The organism is Pseudomonas simiae, assembly GCF_000934565.1.
In the GTDB taxonomy this organism is placed as follows: domain Bacteria; phylum Pseudomonadota; class Gammaproteobacteria; order Pseudomonadales; family Pseudomonadaceae; genus Aquipseudomonas; species Aquipseudomonas simiae.
Window position 1 is genome coordinate 2516580 of sequence record NZ_CP010896.1, and the last position, 21629, is coordinate 2538208.

A 21629-nucleotide genomic window follows, 5' to 3' on the forward strand; every position below is an offset into this window, starting at 1 on the left:
AAGTCTTTTCCAGGTTGCATAAAGTACGTTCGGCTTGATCCGCGCGACTCAACAAAAACAAGATCAAAACAACCAGGTACCGTCAGATGAAAATCTTCAACGCTGTACTGCGAGTTTTACGCCCCGCTCTTGCGCCACGCGGTCTGCCCCGCGCCCGGCCGTTCTACTTCTCCTTCCTTAATGTGCTGTGCGTCGAAAACAAAGGTGCGCTGGTGTGCTGTATTCCGGGTGCCCCCGTCGTCCGGCTGCCTGCAGAGCTCTGATAAACGCAACGTCCAAAAAACCAACAAGAAAGTGGAGACAGACCGTTCATGAAGACCCCGATCCGTTTTACCGCGCTGGCCCTGTCCATGCTGCTCGCCAGCGGTGTTGCCTCTGCCGCCGATCTGAAGATAGGCGTGAGCATGTCCGCCTTTGATGACACCTTTCTCACCTACCTGCGCGAAGACATGGACAAGCAAGCCAAGTCCTATCCCAAGGGTGATGGCGTGCAATTGCAGTTCGAAGACGCCCGTGCCGACGTGGTCAAGCAACTGAGCCAGGTCGAGAACTTTATCAGCCAGAAAGTCGACGCGATCATCGTCAACCCGGTGGATACCGCGTCGACGGCCAATATCATCAAGGCCGCCACCGCTGCGAAAATTCCGCTGGTGTTCGTCAACCGTCGTCCTGACAGCCCAACATTGGCCCCCGGTGTTGCGGCGGTGACGTCCGATGACGTCGAGGCCGGGAAGCTGCAGATGCAGTACATCGCCGAAAAGCTCGGCGGCAAAGGCAATATCGTGATTCTGCTGGGTGACCTGGCGAACAACTCCACCACCAACCGTACCAAAGGTGTGAAGGAGGTCCTGACCAAGTACCCAGGCATCAAGATCGAGCAGGAACAGACCGGTATCTGGCTGCGTGACAGGGGCATGACCCTGGTCAACGACTGGCTGACCCAGGGCCGTGACTTCCAGGCGGTGCTGTCGAACAACGATGAGATGGCGATCGGTGCCGCCATGGCCCTGAAATCGGCGGGCAAGAAAGGCGTGTTGATCGCCGGTGTCGACGGCACGCCGGATGGCCTGAATGCGATCACCAAGGGTGACATGACGGTGTCGGCCTTCCAGGATGCAAAGGGCCAGGCCGACAAGTCGGTGGAGACGGCGCGCAAGATGGCCAAGAACGAGCCTATCGAGCAGAACGTGGTGATCCCGTTCCAACTGATCACCCCGGACAACGTCAAAGACTTCAAGTAGCCCCTGGATAACAACAATAAGCCGGCAGGGCGGTTTCGGTCGCCCTGCAGATGGAGTACCTCCTTATGCTCGCTCAAGCGACTGTCTCGCAGCCTCCCAGTCTTCAGCCTCAGACGCTGGAAGAACCCTACCTGCTGGAAATCGTCAACATCAGCAAAGGCTTTCCCGGCGTCGTGGCCCTGGCCGACGTGCAACTGCGGGTGCGCCCTGGCACCGTGCTGGCGCTGATGGGCGAGAACGGTGCGGGCAAGTCGACGTTGATGAAAATCATCGCCGGCATCTACCAGCCCGACGCCGGGGAAATCCGCCTGCGTGGCAAGCCGATCGTGTTTGAAACGCCCCTGGCGGCCCAGAAGGCCGGGATCGCGATGATCCACCAGGAACTCAACCTGATGCCGCACATGAGCATCGCCGAGAATATCTGGATCGGCCGCGAGCAGCTCAACAGCCTGCACATGGTCAACCACCGCGAAATGCACCGCTGCACCGCCGAACTGCTGGCGCGCCTGCGTATCAACCTGGACCCCGAGGAACAGGTGGGCAACCTGAGCATCGCCGAGCGGCAGATGGTCGAGATTGCCAAGGCCGTGTCCTACGACTCCGACATCCTGATCATGGATGAACCGACATCGGCCATTACCGAGAAGGAAGTGGCCCACCTGTTTTCGATCATTGCCGACCTCAAGTCCCAGGGCAAAGGCATCGTTTACATCACCCATAAAATGAACGAAGTGTTCGCCATCGCCGATGAAGTGGCGGTGTTCCGTGACGGGCACTACATCGGCCTGCAACGCGCCGACAGCATGAACAGCGACAGTCTGATTTCGATGATGGTCGGTCGTGAGCTGAGCCAGTTGTTCCCGCTACGCGAGACGCCCATCGGCGACCTGTTGCTGACGGTGCGCGACCTGACGCTGGACGGCGTATTCAAGGACGTGTCGTTCGACCTGCACGCTGGCGAAATCCTCGGTATTGCCGGCTTGATGGGCTCGGGCCGTACCAATGTGGCGGAAACCATTTTTGGTATCACCCCCAGCAGCAGCGGCCAGATCACCCTGGATGGCAAGGCGGTGCGCATTAGCGACCCGCACATGGCCATCGAGAAAGGCTTTGCGCTGTTGACCGAGGACCGCAAGCTCAGCGGCCTGTTCCCCTGCCTGTCGGTGCTGGAAAACATGGAAATGGCGGTATTGCCGCACTACACCGGCAACGGCTTTATCCAGCAGAAAGCCCTGCGTGCGCTGTGCGAAGACATGTGCAAGAAGCTACGGGTGAAAACCCCGTCCCTTGAGCAGTGCATCGACACCTTGTCCGGCGGCAACCAGCAGAAGGCCTTGCTGGCGCGCTGGCTGATGACCAACCCGCGTCTGCTGATCCTCGATGAACCCACCCGTGGCATCGACGTGGGCGCCAAGGCCGAGATCTACCGATTGATCGCTTTCCTCGCCAGTGAAGGCATGGCCGTGATCATGATTTCCTCCGAATTGCCCGAAGTGCTGGGCATGAGCGACCGGGTCATGGTGATGCACGAAGGCGAGTTGATGGGCACCTTGGACCGCAGCGAAGCGACCCAGGAAAAAGTCATGCAGTTGGCCTCCGGGATGACGGCAGTCCACTGACGTACAGAATAAGAAGGTGAAGGGCTATGAACGCAATAACAGATAACAAACCCGCGACGGTACCCACCAAAAGTCGTCGACGCCTGCCCACCGAGCTGAGCATCTTTCTGGTGCTGATCGGCATCGGCCTGGTCTTCGAGCTGTTCGGCTGGATCGTGCGTGACCAGAGCTTCCTGATGAACTCCCAGCGCCTGGTGCTGATGATCCTGCAAGTGTCGATCATCGGCCTGCTGGCGATCGGCGTGACTCAAGTCATCATCACCACGGGTATTGATCTGTCCTCCGGCTCGGTGTTGGCGCTGTCGGCGATGATCGCGGCGAGTTTGGCACAGACTTCCGACTTTTCCCGTGCGGTGTTCCCGAGCCTGACCGACTTGCCGGTGTGGATCCCCGTGGCGATGGGGCTGGGTGTGGGACTGCTGGCGGGTGCGATCAACGGCAGCATCATCGCCGTCACCGGCATTCCGCCGTTCATTGCCACCCTCGGCATGATGGTCTCGGCCCGTGGCCTGGCGCGTTACTACACTGAAGGCCAGCCGGTGAGCATGCTTTCGGACTCGTACACGGCCATCGGCCATGGCGCGATGCCGGTGATCATCTTCCTGGTGGTGGCGGTGATCTTCCATATTGCGCTGCGTTACACCAAGTACGGCAAGTACACCTATGCGATTGGCGGCAACATGCAGGCCGCGCGTACCTCGGGGATCAACGTCAAGCGCCACCTGATCATCGTGTACAGCATCGCCGGTCTCCTGGCTGGTCTGGCGGGTGTGGTGGCCTCGGCACGTGCCGCGACCGGCCAGGCCGGCATGGGCATGTCTTATGAGCTGGATGCGATTGCTGCGGCAGTGATCGGCGGCACCAGCCTGGCGGGCGGGGTAGGGCGCATCACCGGCACCGTGATTGGCGCGCTGATCCTTGGGGTGATGGCCAGCGGGTTTACCTTTGTCGGGGTGGACGCGTACATCCAGGACATCATCAAGGGCCTGATCATTGTGGTGGCGGTGGTGATCGACCAATACCGCAACAAGCGCAAACTCAAGCGCTGACTGAATTTCCTGCCTGACGCGAGACAAGTTGTGGGAGCGGGCTTGCTCGCGAATGCGGTGTATCAGTACCGGATGTGCTGACTGATACTCAGCATTCGCGAGCAAACCCGCTCCCACATGGGATCCCTCGTCGATCAGTTCTAACCGTTTGTCTTCTATATAGCTCCACAACACTGAATTTCTTGCTATAAACGCACTCCGATGACCATTCGCCGAGCCCGTCCTGGTGCTTTTGGGGGTTATCTCGGAAAAATTGCCTGTCTTTTCAGTTGCTGCGCCCTCAAGTCGGCCTTAGACTGCCGCCCCTCGTAAATTGAGTGCCGGGTGGCGCTTGAAATGGATGGCGCCCTTCCGAGACCTGCAAAGGTCGGCCGGAACGCTCCCTTATTCGCCTTAATGCACGTATTTTTTATAGAGAAATCAATGACAAAGGAAAAGTTGCTGGCCATGCCGGCGGATGACTACATGAATGCCGAACAGCACGCTTTTTTCGAGAAGTTGCTGCAAGACATGAAAGTGGAACACCACGAGCGCATTGAACAGAACCGTATCGCCATTGAAAGCCTGGACACCCCGGCCGATCCGGCCGACGCCGCTTCCGTGGAAGAAGAGCGTACCTGGCTGGTCAACGCCATCGACCGCGACCAGCGCATGCTGCCGCAACTTGAGCGCGCACTGGAGCGTATCAAGGAAGATTCCTTCGGCTGGTGCGATGACAGCGGCGAGCCTATCGGCCTCAAGCGCCTGCTGATCAGCCCGACCACCAAGTACTGCATCGAAGCGCAAGAGCGCCACGAGCAGATCGACAAGCATCAGCGCCAAGCCTGATGCGGTGAAGCGGGGGGCCGTCCTGCGGCTCCCCGGGAAAGACCCGTTACACCCCGTCTATTGATCTGCTGCAAGCTACCCCACTAAAGGCCCATGGATAATGGCCCGATAGTGGCGTTTAATGCAGCGACAATAATGACAAACAGTGGGGTAACGAAGATGGCTGGAGACGGATCTCTGATGGGCGCAGCAGTGTCACCGCAAGCGGTGGCGCGCGGGCTGCCCGGCTGGCTGACGCCACTGTTGCAGAGCGCCGCCCTGGTGTTGGTCCTGCTTGGCTTGGCGCTCGCCAGCCTGCCGCTCTACCTTTGCCTGCCACTGGCCCTGCTGGTGATCTGGCTGCCTCGCCTGAAAAGTCGCGCGCCTGCCAGCGCGCCTTCTGAGGTCGGCGATGGGATGGGCGAGTTGACTCGCGACCTGTCCTACACCACCAGCCATAACGCCCTGTCCGCAGCCGCGGTAGCCTATTCGGTCAAGCAACTGGCGGCTCGCCTGCAGTCGCAATTGGGCGCGGCCAAGCAGATTGTCAGCAGTGCCGAAGTAATGATCGGCACCGAAAAGCTCACCTCTCAACTCAGCCGCGACGCGCTGGGTGCCGCCAGCCAGGCCCATCAACGCAGCACTGAAGGCCGCGAAGTGCTGACCCAATCGATCACCCGCATGCATCAGCTCAGCCAGCGTGCCAACGCCAGTCGTGAGCTGATCGAAGCCTTGAGCCTGCGCAGCGAGGAAATCCAGCGGGTGACCCTGGTGATCCAGTCCATCGCCAGCCAGACCAACCTTTTGGCGCTTAACGCCGCGATCGAAGCGGCGCGGGCCGGTGAGCATGGGCGTGGGTTTGCGGTCGTCGCGGATGAGGTGCGCGGGTTGGCAGGGCGTACGGCCACGGCCACCGATGAAGTCGGCGTGATGGTCGCGGATATCCAGCAACGCACCGTCCAGGTGGTGGAGCAGATTCGTCAGCTCTCGACCGACTTGCAGACTGGCGTTGAACAGGTAGAGCACGCCGGCGAGCAGCTGCAAAACATCGCCAGGTTGTCCGCAGATGTGGAAGGCCAGGTGAATGAGATCGCCCAGGGCACTGACACCAATCGCACCCAGCTCGACAGCTTGTTCCATGCTGTTGAGCAGATGCGCAGCGACCTGGCCGTCAGCGACCAGCAAACCCGTCAGTTGGCCGATGCCGCCGTGCAGATGGAAGGGCAGGCCGAAACCATCAGCGAGCGTCTGGCGGAAGTAGGGCTGGATGATTATCACCAGCGCATCTATGACCTGGCCCGTGAAGGCGCCAGCCAGATTGCCGCGCAGTTCGAAGCCGATGTGCAGCAGAACCGCATCAGCCTGGATGATCTGTTTGACCGCAGCTACACGCTGATTGCCAATACCAGCCCGAGCAAATACCACACCCGGTTCGACGGCTACACCGACCAGGTGTTGCCGGCGATCCAGGAAGCGCTGTTGCCACGGCATGAAGGCTTGGTCTTCGCGATTGCCTGCACGCCGCAGGGCTATGTGCCGACGCACAACAAGGCGTTTTCCCACGCGCTGACCGGCGATGTTCAGGTGGATGCCGTGCAGAATCGCACCAAGCGCAAATTCGAAGACCGCACCGGGATCCGTTGTGGAAGCCACCAGCAGGCAGTCTTGCTGCAAACCTATACCCGTGATACCGGAGAGCTGATGCACGACCTGTCGGTGCCGATCATGGTCAAGGGTCGGCATTGGGGCGGCTTGCGGCTGGGCTATAAACCCGAAGAGATGAAAGGCGGGCGCTAGGGATTATTGCTGTTTATGCAATGGAGCTATTCCGGGGATAGCTTTTTCCAACGCGAGGAAAACCGTAGCATGGCCAACATTGTTAGCCAGCTAACTAATGCTGCGGAGAAGCTCCATGCAAAACAAAGTCGATGTCGCCGTGATGATTGGCAGTGGCGTACCCCAAACCCTGCGTGCGCTGGGCCAGAAGGCCTGCTGGGTGGTGTTGCTCAACGGTGAGCAGCGCGGCACCGCCTTCGCCAGTCGTGATGAAGCTGAAGAGTGCAGGGCCGCCTGGCAGGCGCTGTTGCGCCTGGAGCAGTCGGACAGCCTGCATTGATTCGGCTTACTGCGATTGATGCAGGCGTTGATTCAGTTCATCCACGGGAATCGCCCATTCAGCGTCGTCGCGCAGCTCTTCCTTTAGAAAGGCAGCTTGCTGATCGGACCAGAACGGTGCATCGATCAGTTTCACGTCCTCAGGCAAAGGGTGCGCGACGATAAAGGCGTCGATGGCTTCCGGGGTTGAGTCCAGGCCCAATTGTTCAAACAGGGTTTCCAGGGTAGGGATTGGCGCGTCCATTTCGTTCTCCATGCAGGGTGGTCGTTATGCATGGGAGGGTTGTGGTGCAGCAGAGTTCTATCGGATTATCAGGAATTGAGTGCCCCGGAATCCACGGCGGCCTTCAGGGCCTTGGCGGATTCTTTTGCGGCGGTGGCCGCCGCGTCGACGGTTTTGAACCAACGGTCTTTTTCCACCTGGTGGGTGGTGACGGTGGTCAGCGGTGGCTTGGCCCGCATGATGATCACTGCTTGGAACTCTCCGTCTACTTCCCTCGCGTCGCCATGGATGAAAAATTCGCCGATATCAAATTCCGTCACGTAGAGCCTTCCCTTGGAGATAACTGCACTGGAGAAACCTGGGCCCGCAGGGCACAAACTTCAGTGGACGGGCCAGTATGGCAGTTGTTGCGGGTCGGCGGCGCAGTTAAGTTATCGGGCGGACGAAACGACCGCTCCATGAGGTGCTTGCAACTGGGCTTCAAGTTTCTTGGCCAGTTCGCAGGCCTTGACATGGCCGCTGCGAAAGCCTTTTATTCGGCCGCTGAGCACTTCACGGATGTGGAAGAAGTTTTTGCCGGCAGGTACGACTTGGAAAAGAACCGAATCCGAGTACCCCTCGAAGCCGCCCAAGCAGTAGTATTGAGCCTCGCCCTGAGATGATGGACGGGTGTGCGAAGACATTGCATTGTAGGTTGATCGTTGCATGGCCTGCTCCTTTCGATCGATCCGGTTGACTTGATTGCAACGTTTTGGGTGGTTTTGATCGGTGCTGCTGTTTTAGTATTGTCGTCGGCGATCTGCGCCCGGTTCCATGACAGCGTGTTTATTTGTGTTTGCTTGTCGGAAAACTGCATTTTTAATTGGGTTATTCTCTGAAGTTGGTCGGCCCGTATTCTCGGGCCGTTGAACCTGTGATCTCCTGTGGTGCCTGATGACCTTGCACAAGGTCCATCGCGTACGTCCGTACTAGTCTTGCGGCGCGACAGTGGGTTCTTCTTCAGTTTTTTAAAGAATGAGTGATGGGATCGTGCCGTAATGGCCGTTTTTTTTGTGCTGCCCGCTCTGGCGGGCGGCGCTCTTTTTGATGTGGGGGCGTTTCCTTGGCAGTCAGTAATCTGGATATGCACGCGTTGTTCGTGCTGGGTGATTTGCGCGCAAAGTTGGTCAAGCAGTTTCAATCCCGTTTCGTTTACATCACAGAGCAGACGCCGGAAGGTATCTACATCGCCGAGATCGATACCGAGGCAGCGATGGTCGTGGATGATAAGCCGCGTCTGGAGCTCAAAGTGGGCGATCACTTCCGCGCAGCGGTATTGCCCAGCCGTGAAGGTGGCAAGTTCGAACTGAAGTTCCGTGACATCAAGTTGACCGTCTACGGCCTGGGCGACTACGCCTTTGTGTCGTCGGCCGAAGGCCATGGCATCGTGTTCAAGGAAGGCCACAGCGTGATGCTGGTGTTTGCCGCCAACGAGCAGCTGCAAGAAGGCCTGACCAAGACCCTGAAAGCCGTGACCGGCAAAGCCGCCAAATGGCGCAAGGGTGAACTGGTGACGTTCAAGGCCAGCGAATAAGCATAAAATTCCGCGAACACCCGCTATCTCCCGGAACCTCTACTACAGTTGAGTTGACTTAACTATTCAGAGGCTTCGCGCTTACGTAGCAAAGCCGTCCGCTGTCTGCTGCGATATCGCGAGGTGCAAGGGCATGAAAGGATTGAAAACACTGTTGGCGGCCTCCCTGACGACGCTGGGGCTGTCAGTGGCGGCATTGCCGGTGTCGGCCGCCGAGGCCCCGGTGCATTTTGCCGACCTGAACTGGGAAAGCGGCAGCCTGATCACCGAAGTGTTGCGGGTGATCGTCGAGAAGGGATACGACCTGCCCACCGATACATTGCCTGGCACCACCATCACCCTGGAAACCGCCCTGGCGAAGAACGACATCCAAGTGATCGGTGAAGAATGGGCGGGCCGCAGCCCGGTGTGGGTCAAGGCCGAAGCCGAAGGCAAAGTGGTCGGCCTGGGCGATACGGTCAAAGGCGCAACCGAAGGCTGGTGGGTGCCGGAATACGTGGTCAAGGGCGACCCTGCCAAGGGTATCAAGCCCCTCGCGCCGGAGCTCAAGAGCGTGAAGGACTTGGCGCGCTACAAGGATGTGTTCAAGGACCCGGAATCTCCAGGCAAGGGGCGCTTTCTCAACAGCCCCATCGGCTGGACCTCGGAAGTGGTCAACAAACAGAAGCTCAAGGCCTACGGTTTGGACGACAGCTATGTGAACTTCCGCAGCGGCTCGGGCGCGGCACTGGACGCCGAGATCGCCTCATCGATCCGCCGGGGCAAGCCCGTGTTGTTTTACTACTGGTCGCCGACGCCGCTGATGGGGCGCTACAAGTTGATCCAGTTGGAAGAGCCGCCGTTTGATGCCGAGGCGTGGAAGACCCTGACGGATGCGGATAACCCGAATCCAAAACCTACGCGGTCGTTGGCCTCCAAGCTGAGCATCGGCGTCTCGACGCCGTTCCAGAAGGAACACCCGCAGATTGCCCAGTTCTTCGAGAAGGTCGAGTTTCCGATTGAGCCGCTGAACAAAGCCTTGGCGACCATGAGTGAAAATCACACGGCGCCACGGGAAGTGGCCCAGGTGTTTCTGAAGGAACATCCGCAGGTGTGGAAGGCTTGGTTGACAGAAGATGTGGCACAGAAGGTTGAAGCCAGCCTGAAATAACACTGCGCATGTACTGTAGGAGCCCGGCTTGCCGGCGATGGCGTTCTATCGGACGCCATCGTCGGCAAGCCGGGCTCCTGCGTTCAAGTGTTTAGAACCTGGTTTGTACTGCCAGCTCGAATGTCCTTGGCGCACCAAGGTAGTAAGCCGGCGACACATGGGCAAACTCGGCATACACCTCATTCGTCAAATTGCGTACCCGGCCCGTCACCGAGGTGTGCGAGTCCACTTTATAGCGCAGGAACGTGCCGAACAGCGTGTAGGCCGGCACCGTCTGGGTGTTGGCATTATCTGCATACACCTCGGCCACATAACGCGCATCCACGCCCCCTTGCCAATCTTCGGCAAAATCATAGGTCAGCCACAGGTTGCCCACGCGCTTGGGCACGTTGGTTGGCGTATTGCCTTTGCGCGAGACCACCGCGCCACTGGCGATTTTCTCGTTGAAATCGTCGTACTCGGCGTCGACCCACGCGAAGTTACCCTCCGCCAGCAACCTTGGCGTGATGCGTAACGAACTGGCCAACTCGATGCCTTTGGATGACTGCGCGCCGACCGGAATACTGTTGGTCGGGTCCTGCGGGTCGGTCACGGCAAAATCCTTACGCTCGATCTTGTAAGCGGCCACGGTGGCCGAGCCTCGGCCGTCCAGGTAGTCGAATTTGCTGCCCACTTCCCACTGTTTGCCCGTCGAGACATCAAACACCTGCGTGGTGGTGTTCGGCTGCTCGGCGGCCGTGCTGTATTGCACATACACGTTGGCCGATGGGATGAACTGGTAAGTCAGGCCGACGCGACCGGTCACCGGTTCCCAGCTGCGCTTGAAGTGGCGGGGATTGGTGGCGGTGATCGCACGGTGGTTGGTGACATCCAGGTCGATAGCGTCGTAACGCAGGCCGGTGAGCAGCGAGAGTTTATCCGTGAGCCCCAGCCGGTTCTCCACGAATAACGCCTGGGTGGTGACCTCGTTGGTCTTGTCCTTGCCGAACTTCTCACGGGTTCGCGGGATGTCGTAGAAGTGCCCGGGGTTGTAGTTGTTCGGGTCCACGCTGCTGTTGCCCGGCACATTCAGCGGGGTGTTGGTGGTGCTATTGACCTTGTACTCGAAACCACCGGACCAGGTGGTCGACAGGCCGAAAAGGCTGTTGTCGTGGCGCAGCTCGAACTGGTTGCCGTTCTGTTCGCCCTGATGGCGCACTTGATAGGCCGTCGAACGGTTCACCGCACTGTTGTCGGCGTTGTACTGGTAGGTTTCCAGGTTGCGGTAGTCGCGCTGGCTGTCCAAGTGGTAGAGGGTGTTTTTCAGGGTGGTGCTGTCGTTGACGCGGTAGTCGATGATCGAACGCGCCCAGATCGTGCGCTGCTCATAGCGACCGTCGGAAACGTTGTAGTTGTTGAAACGGTTGTGTTTGTCGATCTTCAGCTCGCCCACTTTGGGGTTGAGCACCGGTGTGCCCCAGTAAGGGCTGTCTTCATGCTCATCCTGGTATTCCAGCGCCAGGGTATGCGACAGGTTGGGCGTGAGGTCACTGAGCAGGGAGAACGCCAGGCTCCAGGCCTCGCGTTGGTCGCGGTCGATGTAGCTATGATTAGTGTTGCGGCTCACGTCCAGGCGCGCGTAGTGCTGCACATCGGCGCCGGGTTCGGTCAGGGCGTGATTGACGCCAAACGCCATGCCGGCGGTGTCATAGCTGCCATAGGTGAGCTGGCCTTCGGCCGCCTGCTCTTCGCGGGTGGCCAGTTTGGTCACGTAGTTGAGCGAACCGCCCACGGAACCGGCACCGTTGATCAAGGAGGAGGGGCCGCCTACCAGCTCTACCCGGTCGTAGATCCACGCATCCACTGGCCGGGCCAGGCCGGTCGCGACATTGATTCCGTTGAACATCTGGGTGATCTGGCTGCTGGTAAAGCCGCGGTAGGAGACAAAACCGCCAAATCCTGGCGGGGCGCTGGCATTCACGCCAGGCAAGGTGTTGGCTGCGTCGCGGAAGGTCTTGGCGCCGTGGCGTTCGATGTCATTGCGGTTGGCGATAGCCACCGACGCCGGGGTTTCGCGCACACTCAAGCCCAAGCGCGAGGCCATGCCACTGGATTGGTCCAAGGCCAGGCCAGGCTCGGCGGTTTGTTCGCCATCAATGGTGGTCGGGGCCAACTCAAGGGCCCAGGCACAGACAGGCAGGCAGCCGAACAGGCCCGCCAACAGGGGTAAATGTTTCATGGTTGAATCCTGAAAAACTTGGCTTGAAAACAACGCACAGCCGCCCGTACATCCTTGCGGAAACGGTGGTCAGTGCAGATTGGAAAGCGAAGGGATCAGGCGAAAGCAGGCGGTGCGCGCGGATTAGCCGCCGGCCAGGTGAAGCGGGCAGGGATGTCAGCAGACAGGACAATGGCCGGCGGTGGTGCATGGGGCTGTGGCAACACCGCCACATTCAGGCTGGAACTCAGCGCCGGGCCCATGCCTCCGGTGGAACACAGCGGGCAACCAAAGGCCTTGGACAGCGTCGGCAGGTTCTCTTCAGTCGAGTTGGACGGCTTGGGCGCCTGAGTACGCGGGTCCACCGTACAAAACTGACCGCCGATGCCATTGAGCTGCATCCCGACCATCTGCCCGTGACCGATACTGCAGGCGAACACATTGAACAGGACGCAGCAATAGAGCATCCAGGCAATGAGCGAGCGGTCGGCACGGGCGATTTTCATGGGGCGGCACTTTACCATCAGCCGCCGACGAAATGCCTGCAAAAAATCTCAGGACGACTATCCTGTTTCGCACCTTTTCAGGGAGAGCCAGCCATGAGCTTCGTTGTCGCACGATGGATTGTCGGGGTGTTTACCTGCATCAGCATGGTCCACCTGTACTGGGCCGCCGGCGGCAAACTCGGCAGCCTCGCCGCCATCCCCCAACTGCCCGGCGAATTCGCCAGCGGCCCAAAACCGGCCTTCAAACCCTCGGCGCTGGGGACGTTCCTGGTGGCGATGGGGCTGGTGGCCATTGCGCTGCTGGTGTGCCTGCGGGCCGGATTGTACTTCTCGGCGGTGTCCCATGGGGCGTTGCAGTGGGGCATCAGCGCAATTGCGGTGGTGATGTTCGCCAGGGCGATTGGGGATTCGGAGTTGGTGGGGTTTTTCAAGAAGGTCGGTGGGTCGCGGTTTGCGAGGTTGGATACGTATTTTTATTCGCCGTTGTGTTTGGTGTTGGGGGCAGGGTTGTTGGTGGTGGCGTGGGGGTGAAGGGCTGATTGCTCGTCAGGATGGGCAGTCCTTATTAAAGGTTGAATGAAGTACAAGTTGGACATCGAATCGGGCATTTTCTTGGCTTTTCCTCGTTTCAGATACGCGCCGAATTCATGCGCCACGTACTCTTTTCGGTATGTTTTTTTTGCGGTAGCTCACAGGCGTCAATATATAATCGCCAAAGGTCAAATTCGTCGACCTTATCGCCAGGGCTTTAATCAAAGTTGATACATAGGTGCAGACAGGCAAACCCAACAACGAATGCCATGCAATTCGTAGGTCACGTCATTGGCGACAGCGCCTCGCCGCGAAATGTTCTTGGGGCACCATAACCCACGCATTTTTTTGGTTTCGAACGATCGCTTGAGGCATTCCGTTGCTTTCCCTACTTGCCCAGACATTCCGATATAAGAGTTTCTAGTGTGTAGATTTGGATTGTGCGAGACCTTCCAGTCTTAGGCATTGTCTTCATTTGGAGCAGTGAGCATCTAACTAAAGATCGCTAGGGTATGTTCTGACTCATTGTTTCTACCATTAGGTCATGTTTGGTTTTTGTTAAGCAGTGATTTTCGTATTGATTTTTTAAAGTCTTCAATTGTCCCGTCGTCAAGGTGGCTCATTTTTTTGCAAACCTTTTAGTTAACGTAATCAGCATTTTTTTGTTTCCTTCAAAATGTAAAACGGGGACCATTTTCTTTAGGAAGAGCGGTTAATACATTCAGAAAGGGCTGACTGAACACGGGGAAAAACCACTAAAAACCAACCCAAAGGCTACACAAAAAAGCGACAAAACTGATTGCAGCGCGGCAGAGCAAATAAAAATCGCTCTCATCCTTGCCCGATTTTCCGACCTGGCCGTCATGGTTAATAGAACCTCCCTTACGCAGGATTTCCCATGTCGCGCCTTGCTCGTCCCTTGCACCCACTGGCCTTGTCAGTGGCGATGGCTTTTGCCGCCGTGCCGTTGCTGACCGTCCAGTCCACCCATGCCGAAGAGAGCAGCAGCGCTGTGGGCCGCTTCTCGATTCCAGCCGGTGATTTGAGCCAGGCACTCAATAGCCTGGCCGAGCAGGCGGGCCTGGTGCTGGCGTTTGATGCAAGCCTGACGCGTGGCAAACGCAGCCAGGGGCTAAGTGGGCAATACGACACCGACGTGGCGCTGACCCAATTGCTTTCCGGCAGCGGCTTGCAAGCCTTGAAGCTCTCCGCCGACCGCTACCGCCTGGAATCCATCCCGGATAACGGCGGGGCCATGGAGCTGCAGGCCACCACCATCAGCGGCGCGTACCAGGCTGAGAGCCCGACCGGGCCGGTGTCCGGTTATGTGGCCACGCGCAGTTTGTCGGGCACCAAGACCGACACCGCGTTGATCGAAACGCCGCAGTCGATCTCCATCGTCACCAAAGACCAGATGCGCGCGCAAAACGCCGAGAGCCTCAACCAGATCCTGCGCTATAGCGCTGCCGTTATCCCGGAGACCCGTGGCGCCACCGCATCGCGCCTGGACCAGTTGACCATCCGGGGGTTCTCGCCGGCGACCTACCTCGACGGCCTGCGCATGCCCTCAAGCCGTGATGCCTTGCCGCAGAAAGACGCCTTTGACCTGGAGCGCGTGGAAGTGCTGCGCGGCCCGGCGTCGGTGCTGTACGGGCAGGGTACGCCGAGCGGCGTGATCAACATGGTCAGCAAGCGTCCTTTGGATACGCCGTTTCATGAAGTGGGTGTGGAGTACGGCACCTTCAACAAGAAGCGTACGACCTTCGACTTGAGTGGCCCAATGGACGACCAGGGCGTGTACTCCTACCGCGTGGCCGGGCTTTTCGACGACGCCGATGGTCAGGTCGAGCACACTGAGACGCGCCGACAGTCACTGTCCAGCGCCCTCACCTGGCGCCCGGACGACGCAACCTCGTTGACCCTGCTCGGGCATTTCCAGAAGGATCCCAAAGGTGCGTCCTACGGCTCGGTGCCGGCCTGGGGGTCGGTGCTGCACAGCCCGACCGGGCGCAGTATCGATGTGGATTTCTACGACGGTGAAAAAAACTTCGAGAAAAGTGACCGCGAGTACTACAGCATCGGCTGGGCGTTCGAGCATCACTTCGATGACGTGTGGACCGTGCGCCAGAATGCGCGTTACCTGCGCAGCGAAGGCCAGTACCGCAGCCTCTACAGCAACTACCTGATGGCGGATTACCGCACCATCCGCCGCTCGACCATCGCCAGCGATGTCGACCTGGATGCCTATACCCTCGACAACCAGGTGCAGGCCAAATTCGACACCGGCCCGTTGCAGCACACCCTGCTGATGGGGCTCGATTACCAGAACACCAGCACCGACACCCTGTCCGGTTCTGGTGTATACACAGCGGGCCCGACCCTGGATATTTTCAATCCGGTCTATGGCGCGGCCGTGCCGGTGCCGGCCTACACCACCGACGGCACCTCGCGCAGCGAGCAGACCGGCGTGTACCTGCAAGAACAGATGAAGTGGGACAAATGGGTATTGCTGCTGGGCGGTCGCTACGACTGGGCCAGTACCGATAACAGCACCCAGACCCTCAGCAGCGGGGCAAAGAGCAAATCCTCTCTGGACAGCAAAGCCTTCACCGGTCGCATCGGCCTGGTCTACCTCTTCGACAATGGCCTGGCACCGTATGCCAGCTACGCGGAGTCGTTCAACCCGCAGTCAGGCACCGGCTACGGCGGTTCGGTGTTCAAGCCGACCGAAGGCAAGCAGTATGAAATCGGCATCAAGTACCAACCACCAGGCAGCAACAGCTTTATCACTGCGGCGATCTTCGACCTACGCCAGACCAATGTGCTGACCACCGACCCAGACCCGACTCACCTGTGCGGCACCGGACGCTGCCAGAGCCAGGACGGCGAAGTGCAATCCCGAGGCTTTGAACTGGAGGGCAAAGCCAGCCTCAACGACAACCTGGACATCACCGCGGCCTATGCTTATCTGGATAACCGCATCAGCAAGTCCAACAACACCGTGCGGTATGCACCCATCAGCGACATCGGCGTAGGCCCGGCCATCGCCGCCGAAGGCACCACCACCTACGGCGTGCCGCGTCACACTGCCTCGGCGTGGGCTGACTACACCGTCCACGATGGCAAACTCAAGGGCTTCGGCGTCGGTGCGGGGGCGCGGTATGTCGGCTCGTCCTGGGGGGATACCGCCAACACCCTGAAGGTCCCGGGCTACACCCTGTTCGATGCGGCGGTGCACTACGACATTCCGAACATCGCCCTCCTGAAGGACAACCTGCGCCTGGCGCTCAATGCCACCAACCTGGCGAATAAAGAGTATGTCGCGTCCTGCTACTCCTATTCGTGGTGCTGGTATGGCTCGCAGCGCACCGTGCAGGCGAGCGCGACCTACCAATGGTGAAGTGAGGGCTGTTCAACGGCCTGGCTGCCCGCTGCGGCAGCTAGCTGAAACATTGCGCAATAAGGCAATTTAATGGCCCCTTTGTAACAAAATCCTCGCCAGAATCGCTTTTATTTTCAGGTGGTTAGGTGAGGATGCAAATGCGCACTGTTGGATTCATGCTGATCGCCTGTTCCCTGGCCGGCGGCGCGGCTGCCGTGCAGGCTCGGGAGCTGCGCGAGGGGGACAAGTACATGTGCAGCTGGGGCGCCGGCACCGCCGCCAGGGCCCAGGAGCTCAAGCTGTCGGGCGTGTCGCTTTACGCGGCGCGGCAGAAGATCCAGACCATGAAATTCAACAAATCCTGGATGCGCATGATGGCCATGGGCATCACCGAACAAACCTACGACAGCCGTTCACGGCTTAAGCCCGAAGCGATTCGGCAGGGCTTCTACCAGGATTGCGTGCGCTACAAAGTCGCACGCAAATGACGGCTTAATGTGACAGCGGCGAGCTGGCATCAGGGCGAGGCCCTGTAGGCCGTTTTACAAATCCACGACATTCACTGCGTTTCTATTTGCCTACAATTGCGTCCTCTATTAGGGAGGCCAGTATGCAAACGCTAATCCGCGTAGCGACGCAGGACGATGTCGACACGGTCTTCACCATTCGCACCTCGGTGGTGCAAAACCATTTGAGTACCGAGCAAATGGCCGATCTGGGTATCACGCCGCAGGTGCTGGCCGACAGCATCCGCGCGGCGCCCTGCGTCTGGATCGCCGAGGTGGATGGTCAGCCCGCCGCCTTTGCCATGGTCGACCTGGCCGAAGGCGAGGTGTTCGCAATGTTCGTGCACCCGACTTACGAGAATCTGGGCCTGGGCCGTCAACTGATGGCGGTGGCCGAGGCTGCGTTATTTGAACGCCACGACCGCTTGTTCCTGATCACCGACGGCCGCGACGGCATCCGTGCCAACGGGTTTTATCAGCGGTTAGGCTGGAGCGTGGTCGGCCCAGTGGACGGCGATGATGTGCGTTATGAGAAGAGCAGGGCGCAGTAACGTCATGAACGCACCAGAGCCGGCATCGTCCAACAGCTTTCGCTACTTTGTGCTCGGCGTGCTCTGCGCCGCGGTGTTGCTGGGAATCTATTTTGTGCGGCTCAACGCCGAGGTTGACCGCGAAAGGGAAGCGGCCAATGAACGCTTGGCACTGTGCCGGCAAGTGCAAAGTGTGGGGCGTTCGGTAATGCCAGGCAGCCCCGAACCGCAGGAAGTTTGCAAGTCGTTGAATGGCACGCCGTGATAATCGAATAGCCCTTTTTTATAAGTGGAAATAGGGTGGGTAGTTGCACCAAAAAGTGGCACTTATAGACCTCGCTACCTTAAAAAATGTGTGGTTATTGAATGACTTACAGCGTTTTTAATCCGACGAAAGGATTAAAATAATCTTGTTGCGGCTTTTTACAATCGTTACTATAGTCGGGCGTTCACCTCCCACGGTTTATGCATTTTTAAATCCCAAGTTTCCATCAGCTACTTGGGATTTTTTTTGCCTGCAATTTGACCTTCGCGTCAGACTTCACTGTCAGCGAACTCCGCGCGCATCCGCCCATTGCGTTTGGCCTGGTACAACAACTTGTCGACCTCTTCGACAAATCCCAGCATCGGGCTGTCGGGTTTCACGATGCACGTGCCGACGCCCAGACTCAGGGTCAGCAGGTTCGACACCGCCGAAAAACCATGCTCGATCTGCTGCTGGCGAATCAGGTGCAAGCAACGCTGCGCCACCTGCCGGGCGGATTGCGCATCGGTTTCCGGCAGCAGCCACACAAACTCTTCACCACCGATACGCGCAATGAAATCCCGTGGCCGGTTAGCCGCCTGGGACAGGGTATGTGCAACCTGGCGCAGGCATTCGTCGCCTTTGATATGGCCGTAGTGGTCGTTGTACTGCTTGAAAAAATCGATATCCAGAATGATTAACGACAGCGGTAGCTGGCTGCGCTGGGCGCTGGTCCATTCGCGCTCCAACACGGTGTCGAACATGCGCCGATTGCCAATGCCGGTCAGGCCGTCCTGGTAGGAATATTCTTCCAGTTGTTTTTGCAGGCGCAGCAGGTGCTCTTCGGTCTTCTTGCGTTCGCTGATATCGAACATGAACCCGATCAGCGCTTCGACTTCGCCGTCCTTGCGCACCACGTGCACCACATCGCGAATCCACACGTAGTCGCCATTCACCGTCAGCGCGCGATAATCCGCCTCGTGGTCCACGCCTGCGCGGGATTGCGACACACAGAAATTCACCACGTATTCACGATCATCCGGGTGCATGCGCTCGACCCAGTCGTCCACGCTGACCCAACTCTGCGGGGGCCAGCCCAGCAGGGTTTCGATCTGCGGGCCGATATAGTTGAAGGTCATGGTCTGCCAATCGATGCGCCAGGGAATGGCCTTGGTCGACTCCAGCAAGGTCTTGTACACATCGCTGTCGGGCTGGCTCGGCGGGTCGATGCTCATGGTGGTTTTGCTCAAAGTGATGGCCAAAGGCCAACAGCGTCTTGTGATCGACGCGCCGAGTCAAGCGCTCGCCGGAGCAGCAGACGAGAGGTCGAAAAGACGGGTTTTCTGGCGTCAGTGATTCGGCGTTTTCAGGGCGAAATGAGGCCCGGCTAACACTTTTGCATGGATGCTTTCATGCCCTGCAGAACCTCATCTACGCTGTCTCTATCTCAATGACCGGGTGAGGCCCGGGGGATGGGGACTTGTCATGATTTCATTCGTTGAATTCAACCGCATCATGGCTTCGGGTTTCCTGCCGCTGGCGTGCGATTGCACCTTGAACAGCGACGGCTCGTTGCGCATCAGCATCTTCGAGCCAGTGTCGGGCCGGGTTGATTTGCTGCTGACCGGCGTGTCCCCTGACGGTTTGGACAGCATCCGTTCCATCTCAAACCTGATTGGTGAGTTGCGCACCGAGATCAAGGCCGGGCGCCGTGGTTTTGCGGCGGTTGGCTAGCCGTTGACGCTGTGGGTCGGCGTATCGAGCGCGCCGTAATAGCGCCAGCAGCAATGGCGGTGTTCCGGCACGATCACGCAGCCGCTGAGGCTGACGATCAGCAATGCGGCAATCAGCAGGTAAAGTCGGCGGGACATGGTGTTTCCTCTTCGGTTGATCAGCGTTAATCCTTCAACGTCGCCATCTGCGTAAATCCGTCGCGAAGCTTTCAAACATTTCATCAAGCCCCTTCATCCCCTGGGCAATACTGCCTGCGTAAATAATCCGCGCGTCCTGCGACGGATTTTTCGACTTGCCCCGTTCAACCCATCAGCAACCGGCACTTTCGCTCGTTGCATGAAGGAGTTGCCATGAGACCCCTGGCCACAGTGCGCTTTGCCTTGCTTGCTCCGCTGACACTCGCCGCGTTTGTCAGCACCTCGGTGTTTGCCCAGACCGAAATCATCATCCGCCAGGCGCCGCCACCGGAGCGTGTGGAAATGGTTCCCGTGGAGCGACCGGGCTACGCCTGGGACCGTGGCCATTGGCGCTGGGAAGGGCGCGGCTATGGCTGGGTGCCAGGCCACTGGCAGCCGGTGATGCGCAATGCGCGTTGGGCGCCCGGCCATTGGGAGGCCCACGGTCCGAACTGGTACTGGCGCGAAGGGCATTGGATCCGCTGACCGAGAATTGCCCGATTGAAAGACTCTGATCCGGACGTTGAACTGCTCGTACGTATCGGCAACAACGACCCTGCGGCCGTCAACGAAATGGTGACGCGCAAACTGCCGCGTCTGCTGGCGCTCGCCAGCCGGATCCTGGGGGATGCCGACGAAGCCAAGGACGTGGCCCAGGAAAGCTTCCTGCGCATCTGGCGCCAGGCGGCGAGTTGGCGCAGTGGCGAGGCGCGTTTCGACACCTGGCTGCATCGGGTGGCGCTCAACCTGTGCCATGACCGATTGCGTCGGCGCAAGCAACGTCCTTTGTCCGAGGAGGAGGTGCTGGAGCTGGCGGACAGCGCAGCGCCTCTGGATGAGCAATTGGAAAGCGCCGACCGCAGCGCACGCATGGCCGCCGCCTTGGCCGCTTTGCCCGAGCGCCAGCGCGAGGCGATTGTGTTGCAGTACTACCAGGAGCTGTCGAACATCGACGCCGCGGCCCTGATTAACATCAGCGTCGAGGCACTGGAGAGCCTGCTGTCGCGGGCCCGACGCCAGTTGCGCAGCCAACTTGCCGATACATCCGGGCTTGCCCGCCCAGGAAGGGGAACATCATGACACCTGAACGATTTGCTTATCTGGCCGACGCCTATGGGGCCGACCTACAGCGTTGGCCTGTGGCTGAACGCGGCGCCGCCCAGGAGCTGCTCGACAGCGCTAACGCCAGTGCCCGTGAAGCGTTGAATCAGGCCGGTTGGCTCGACGCCGAACTGGACAGCCATCAACTGGCCTTGACCGACCCGGCGCTGGCTCGGCAGATCCGTCAGTCGGTGCCGCGTCGCGCGTCGTTCTGGTCGCGCTACGCCGGTTGGTTGTCACCGGCAGGGCTGGTGGGCGCCGGCATTGCGGGTGTTGTCACCGGCATGCTGGTGGCGTCCATGAGCGTGCCATTGCCATGGGTGTCCGCCGAGGTGTTGCCCAGTGTGTTTGACCAGGGCGATGCGCAAGTCATCTTTACCGTCAACGCCGAGGAAGCCGAGCAATGAGCGCCCAATCCCTGAAACCGTGGCTGCTGGTCTCGGTATTGCTCAATGTGTTCTTGATCGGCGGGCTGGCTGGTGGTCTTTACCACTGGATAGCCAGCACCCAACCTGCCGAAGTGGTGGTCAACCAGCATGGGTTGCGTCAGGCCATGGTCAAGTTATCGCCGGAGCGGCGCAGGGAATTGCGCCAACTGTTGCGTCATAACACCGCCGATAGCCAGCCGCTGATCATGGCCGGGCGTGCGGCGCGCCTGGGGGTAATCAAGCAGATGGAAGCGCCGACGCTGGATCGGGGAGCGTTGACGACCGAACTGGCCCAGGCCCGCGAAGCCGACATGGCGCTTCGTGCATTGGTGGATAGCACGCTGGCGCAGTTTGCCAGCATCTTGGCGCAGGACGAGCGGCAAAAGCTGGTGGAGGCGTTGTACCAGCGTGGGCAGGGGAGGCCCAAAGGCAAGCTCAACGCGCCAACAATGGAATCAAAGTAGCAGGCAAAAAAATCCCGCCTGGAGAGGCGGGATCGGGCTTCAGGCGTGCCCGT

26 protein-coding genes are annotated in these 21629 nt (G+C 59.2%); 19 read left to right on the top strand and 7 right to left on the bottom strand.

Annotation, left to right across the window (positions count from 1 at the left end; all coding sequences use genetic code 11):
- Positions 1 to 86: 86 nt before the first annotated feature.
- From PF1751_RS29225 to PF1751_RS11360, 7 genes are all read left to right on the top strand, one after another.
- Positions 87 to 263, top strand: a complete 177-nt coding sequence (locus tag PF1751_RS29225; protein WP_167337367.1) for a hypothetical protein — start codon at positions 87 to 89, stop codon at positions 261 to 263.
- A gap of 48 nt (positions 264 to 311) precedes the next feature.
- Positions 312 to 1241 (top strand): sugar ABC transporter substrate-binding protein, encoded by a 930-nt coding sequence (locus tag PF1751_RS11335; protein ID WP_042572060.1) that lies wholly within the window; start codon positions 312 to 314, stop codon positions 1239 to 1241.
- Positions 1242 to 1306: 65 nt separating this feature from the next.
- Positions 1307 to 2860, top strand: coding sequence for a sugar ABC transporter ATP-binding protein (locus PF1751_RS11340; RefSeq protein ID WP_010211017.1), 1554 nt, complete (start codon positions 1307 to 1309; stop codon positions 2858 to 2860).
- Between the two features lie 26 nt (positions 2861 to 2886).
- The gene (locus PF1751_RS11345; protein WP_010211015.1) at positions 2887 to 3909 is read left to right on the top strand and encodes an ABC transporter permease; all 1023 of its coding nucleotides are present in this window, start codon (positions 2887 to 2889) and stop codon (positions 3907 to 3909) included.
- Between the two features lie 423 nt (positions 3910 to 4332).
- Positions 4333 to 4737, top strand: a complete 405-nt coding sequence (locus PF1751_RS11350; protein WP_003191666.1) for a TraR/DksA family transcriptional regulator — start codon at positions 4333 to 4335, stop codon at positions 4735 to 4737.
- Between the two features lie 543 nt (positions 4738 to 5280).
- Positions 5281 to 6513, top strand: coding sequence for a methyl-accepting chemotaxis protein (locus tag PF1751_RS11355; protein WP_373422412.1), 1233 nt, complete (start codon positions 5281 to 5283; stop codon positions 6511 to 6513).
- Positions 6514 to 6628: 115 nt separating this feature from the next.
- Positions 6629 to 6832 (top strand): hypothetical protein, encoded by a 204-nt coding sequence (locus PF1751_RS11360; protein WP_010211013.1) that lies wholly within the window; start codon positions 6629 to 6631, stop codon positions 6830 to 6832.
- Between the two features lie 6 nt (positions 6833 to 6838).
- Here PF1751_RS11360 and PF1751_RS11365 read toward each other — a convergent pair whose 3' ends face one another.
- From PF1751_RS11365 to PF1751_RS28310, 3 genes are all read right to left on the bottom strand, one after another.
- Entirely contained in the window at positions 6839 to 7075 is a 237-nt protein-coding gene (locus PF1751_RS11365; RefSeq protein ID WP_010211012.1) for a DUF2789 domain-containing protein, read from the bottom strand.
- A gap of 68 nt (positions 7076 to 7143) precedes the next feature.
- Positions 7144 to 7374: a hypothetical protein gene (locus PF1751_RS11370; RefSeq protein ID WP_010211011.1), complete on the bottom strand. Its 231-nt coding sequence runs from the start codon at positions 7372 to 7374 to the stop codon at positions 7144 to 7146.
- 111 nt (positions 7375 to 7485) lie between these two features.
- Positions 7486 to 7761, bottom strand: a complete 276-nt coding sequence (locus PF1751_RS28310) for a hypothetical protein (protein ID WP_021491717.1) — start codon at positions 7759 to 7761, stop codon at positions 7486 to 7488.
- A 416-nt stretch (positions 7762 to 8177) separates the two neighbouring features.
- Here PF1751_RS28310 and PF1751_RS11380 point away from each other — a divergent pair, with 416 nt between their 5' ends.
- Complete coding sequence (locus tag PF1751_RS11380; protein WP_010211009.1) at positions 8178 to 8627, top strand: hypothetical protein; 450 nt, start codon at positions 8178 to 8180, stop codon at positions 8625 to 8627.
- Positions 8628 to 8760: 133 nt separating this feature from the next.
- Positions 8761 to 9777: an ABC transporter substrate-binding protein gene (locus tag PF1751_RS11385; protein ID WP_021491715.1), complete on the top strand. Its 1017-nt coding sequence runs from the start codon at positions 8761 to 8763 to the stop codon at positions 9775 to 9777.
- A gap of 91 nt (positions 9778 to 9868) precedes the next feature.
- On the opposite strand, the gene PF1751_RS11390 is transcribed toward PF1751_RS11385, so the two are convergent.
- Complete coding sequence (locus PF1751_RS11390) at positions 9869 to 11995, bottom strand: TonB-dependent receptor (RefSeq protein WP_044287034.1); 2127 nt, start codon at positions 11993 to 11995, stop codon at positions 9869 to 9871.
- Positions 11996 to 12090: 95 nt separating this feature from the next.
- On the bottom strand, positions 12091 to 12480 hold the full coding sequence (locus PF1751_RS11395) for a DUF2946 domain-containing protein (RefSeq protein ID WP_010211005.1): 390 nt from the start codon (positions 12478 to 12480) through the stop codon (positions 12091 to 12093).
- Between the two features lie 93 nt (positions 12481 to 12573).
- On the opposite strand from PF1751_RS11395, the gene PF1751_RS11400 reads away from it, so the two are divergent.
- The 5 genes from PF1751_RS11400 (at position 12574) to PF1751_RS11420 (ending at position 17694) form a co-directional block, all read left to right on the top strand.
- Positions 12574 to 13011 (top strand): DUF3995 domain-containing protein, encoded by a 438-nt coding sequence (locus PF1751_RS11400; protein WP_010211004.1) that lies wholly within the window; start codon positions 12574 to 12576, stop codon positions 13009 to 13011.
- Between the two features lie 898 nt (positions 13012 to 13909).
- Positions 13910 to 16411, top strand: coding sequence for a TonB-dependent siderophore receptor (locus PF1751_RS11405; protein WP_044287035.1), 2502 nt, complete (start codon positions 13910 to 13912; stop codon positions 16409 to 16411).
- Positions 16412 to 16551: 140 nt separating this feature from the next.
- Positions 16552 to 16881 (top strand): hypothetical protein, encoded by a 330-nt coding sequence (locus tag PF1751_RS11410; protein ID WP_010211002.1) that lies wholly within the window; start codon positions 16552 to 16554, stop codon positions 16879 to 16881.
- A 122-nt stretch (positions 16882 to 17003) separates the two neighbouring features.
- Positions 17004 to 17450, top strand: a complete 447-nt coding sequence (locus tag PF1751_RS11415; RefSeq protein WP_021491712.1) for a GNAT family N-acetyltransferase — start codon at positions 17004 to 17006, stop codon at positions 17448 to 17450.
- Positions 17451 to 17454: 4 nt separating this feature from the next.
- On the top strand, positions 17455 to 17694 hold the full coding sequence (locus tag PF1751_RS11420; RefSeq protein WP_010211000.1) for a hypothetical protein: 240 nt from the start codon (positions 17455 to 17457) through the stop codon (positions 17692 to 17694).
- A gap of 269 nt (positions 17695 to 17963) precedes the next feature.
- On the opposite strand, the gene PF1751_RS11425 is transcribed toward PF1751_RS11420, so the two are convergent.
- Positions 17964 to 18908, bottom strand: coding sequence for a GGDEF domain-containing protein (locus PF1751_RS11425; protein ID WP_021491711.1), 945 nt, complete (start codon positions 18906 to 18908; stop codon positions 17964 to 17966).
- A 250-nt stretch (positions 18909 to 19158) separates the two neighbouring features.
- Between PF1751_RS11425 and PF1751_RS11430 the strand changes: the two genes are divergently transcribed.
- A complete protein-coding gene (locus PF1751_RS11430) occupies positions 19159 to 19407 on the top strand; it encodes a DUF1652 domain-containing protein (protein WP_010210998.1) in 249 nt (82 codons plus the stop codon).
- Here PF1751_RS11430 and PF1751_RS29230 read toward each other — a convergent pair.
- Positions 19404 to 19544 (bottom strand): hypothetical protein, encoded by a 141-nt coding sequence (locus PF1751_RS29230; protein ID WP_010210997.1) that lies wholly within the window; start codon positions 19542 to 19544, stop codon positions 19404 to 19406. The two genes, PF1751_RS11430 and PF1751_RS29230, sit on opposite strands and share 4 nt — an antisense overlap.
- A 213-nt stretch (positions 19545 to 19757) precedes the next feature.
- On the opposite strand from PF1751_RS29230, the gene PF1751_RS11435 reads away from it, so the two are divergent.
- The 4 genes from PF1751_RS11435 to PF1751_RS11450 are packed head-to-tail and all read left to right on the top strand — an operon-like array spanning position 19758 to position 21576.
- A complete protein-coding gene (locus PF1751_RS11435; protein WP_021491709.1) occupies positions 19758 to 20069 on the top strand; it encodes a YXWGXW repeat-containing protein in 312 nt (103 codons plus the stop codon).
- Between the two features lie 15 nt (positions 20070 to 20084).
- Positions 20085 to 20663 carry an RNA polymerase sigma factor gene (locus tag PF1751_RS11440; protein ID WP_044287036.1) on the top strand — a complete coding sequence of 193 codons (579 nt, stop codon included), beginning with the start codon at positions 20085 to 20087 and terminating at the stop codon, positions 20661 to 20663.
- The gene (locus PF1751_RS11445) at positions 20660 to 21091 is read left to right on the top strand and encodes a hypothetical protein (protein WP_010210994.1); all 432 of its coding nucleotides are present in this window, start codon (positions 20660 to 20662) and stop codon (positions 21089 to 21091) included. Before PF1751_RS11440 ends, PF1751_RS11445 begins: the two co-directional genes overlap by 4 nt.
- Entirely contained in the window at positions 21088 to 21576 is a 489-nt protein-coding gene (locus PF1751_RS11450) for a periplasmic heavy metal sensor (protein WP_021491708.1), read from the top strand. Before PF1751_RS11445 ends, PF1751_RS11450 begins: the two co-directional genes overlap by 4 nt.
- Positions 21577 to 21629 lie beyond the last annotated feature (53 nt).

Bases quoted from the DNA above. Each gene is read 5' to 3' on its own strand.
- PF1751_RS29225 (WP_167337367.1), top strand. From the start codon at position 87: ATGAAAATCTTCAACGCTGTACTGCGAGTTTTACGCCCCGCTCTTGCG.
- PF1751_RS11335 (WP_042572060.1), top strand. From the start codon at position 312: ATGAAGACCCCGATCCGTTTTACCGCGCTGGCCCTGTCCATGCTGCTC.
- PF1751_RS11340 (WP_010211017.1), top strand. From the start codon at position 1,307: ATGCTCGCTCAAGCGACTGTCTCGCAGCCTCCCAGTCTTCAGCCTCAG.
- PF1751_RS11345 (WP_010211015.1), top strand. From the start codon at position 2,887: ATGAACGCAATAACAGATAACAAACCCGCGACGGTACCCACCAAAAGT.
- PF1751_RS11350 (WP_003191666.1), top strand. From the start codon at position 4,333: ATGACAAAGGAAAAGTTGCTGGCCATGCCGGCGGATGACTACATGAAT.
- PF1751_RS11355 (WP_373422412.1), top strand. From the start codon at position 5,281: ATGATCGGCACCGAAAAGCTCACCTCTCAACTCAGCCGCGACGCGCTG.
- PF1751_RS11360 (WP_010211013.1), top strand. From the start codon at position 6,629: ATGCAAAACAAAGTCGATGTCGCCGTGATGATTGGCAGTGGCGTACCC.
- PF1751_RS11365 (WP_010211012.1), bottom strand. From the start codon at position 7,075: ATGGACGCGCCAATCCCTACCCTGGAAACCCTGTTTGAACAATTGGGC.
- PF1751_RS28310 (WP_021491717.1), bottom strand. From the start codon at position 7,761: ATGCAACGATCAACCTACAATGCAATGTCTTCGCACACCCGTCCATCA.
- PF1751_RS11380 (WP_010211009.1), top strand. From the start codon at position 8,178: ATGCACGCGTTGTTCGTGCTGGGTGATTTGCGCGCAAAGTTGGTCAAG.
- PF1751_RS11385 (WP_021491715.1), top strand. From the start codon at position 8,761: ATGAAAGGATTGAAAACACTGTTGGCGGCCTCCCTGACGACGCTGGGG.
- PF1751_RS11390 (WP_044287034.1), bottom strand. From the start codon at position 11,995: ATGAAACATTTACCCCTGTTGGCGGGCCTGTTCGGCTGCCTGCCTGTC.
- PF1751_RS11395 (WP_010211005.1), bottom strand. From the start codon at position 12,480: ATGAAAATCGCCCGTGCCGACCGCTCGCTCATTGCCTGGATGCTCTAT.
- PF1751_RS11400 (WP_010211004.1), top strand. From the start codon at position 12,574: ATGAGCTTCGTTGTCGCACGATGGATTGTCGGGGTGTTTACCTGCATC.
- PF1751_RS11405 (WP_044287035.1), top strand. From the start codon at position 13,910: ATGTCGCGCCTTGCTCGTCCCTTGCACCCACTGGCCTTGTCAGTGGCG.
- PF1751_RS11410 (WP_010211002.1), top strand. From the start codon at position 16,552: ATGCGCACTGTTGGATTCATGCTGATCGCCTGTTCCCTGGCCGGCGGC.
- PF1751_RS11415 (WP_021491712.1), top strand. From the start codon at position 17,004: ATGCAAACGCTAATCCGCGTAGCGACGCAGGACGATGTCGACACGGTC.
- PF1751_RS11420 (WP_010211000.1), top strand. From the start codon at position 17,455: ATGAACGCACCAGAGCCGGCATCGTCCAACAGCTTTCGCTACTTTGTG.
- PF1751_RS11425 (WP_021491711.1), bottom strand. From the start codon at position 18,908: ATGAGCATCGACCCGCCGAGCCAGCCCGACAGCGATGTGTACAAGACC.
- PF1751_RS11430 (WP_010210998.1), top strand. From the start codon at position 19,159: ATGATTTCATTCGTTGAATTCAACCGCATCATGGCTTCGGGTTTCCTG.
- PF1751_RS29230 (WP_010210997.1), bottom strand. From the start codon at position 19,544: ATGTCCCGCCGACTTTACCTGCTGATTGCCGCATTGCTGATCGTCAGC.
- PF1751_RS11435 (WP_021491709.1), top strand. From the start codon at position 19,758: ATGAGACCCCTGGCCACAGTGCGCTTTGCCTTGCTTGCTCCGCTGACA.
- PF1751_RS11445 (WP_010210994.1), top strand. From the start codon at position 20,660: ATGACACCTGAACGATTTGCTTATCTGGCCGACGCCTATGGGGCCGAC.
- PF1751_RS11450 (WP_021491708.1), top strand. From the start codon at position 21,088: ATGAGCGCCCAATCCCTGAAACCGTGGCTGCTGGTCTCGGTATTGCTC.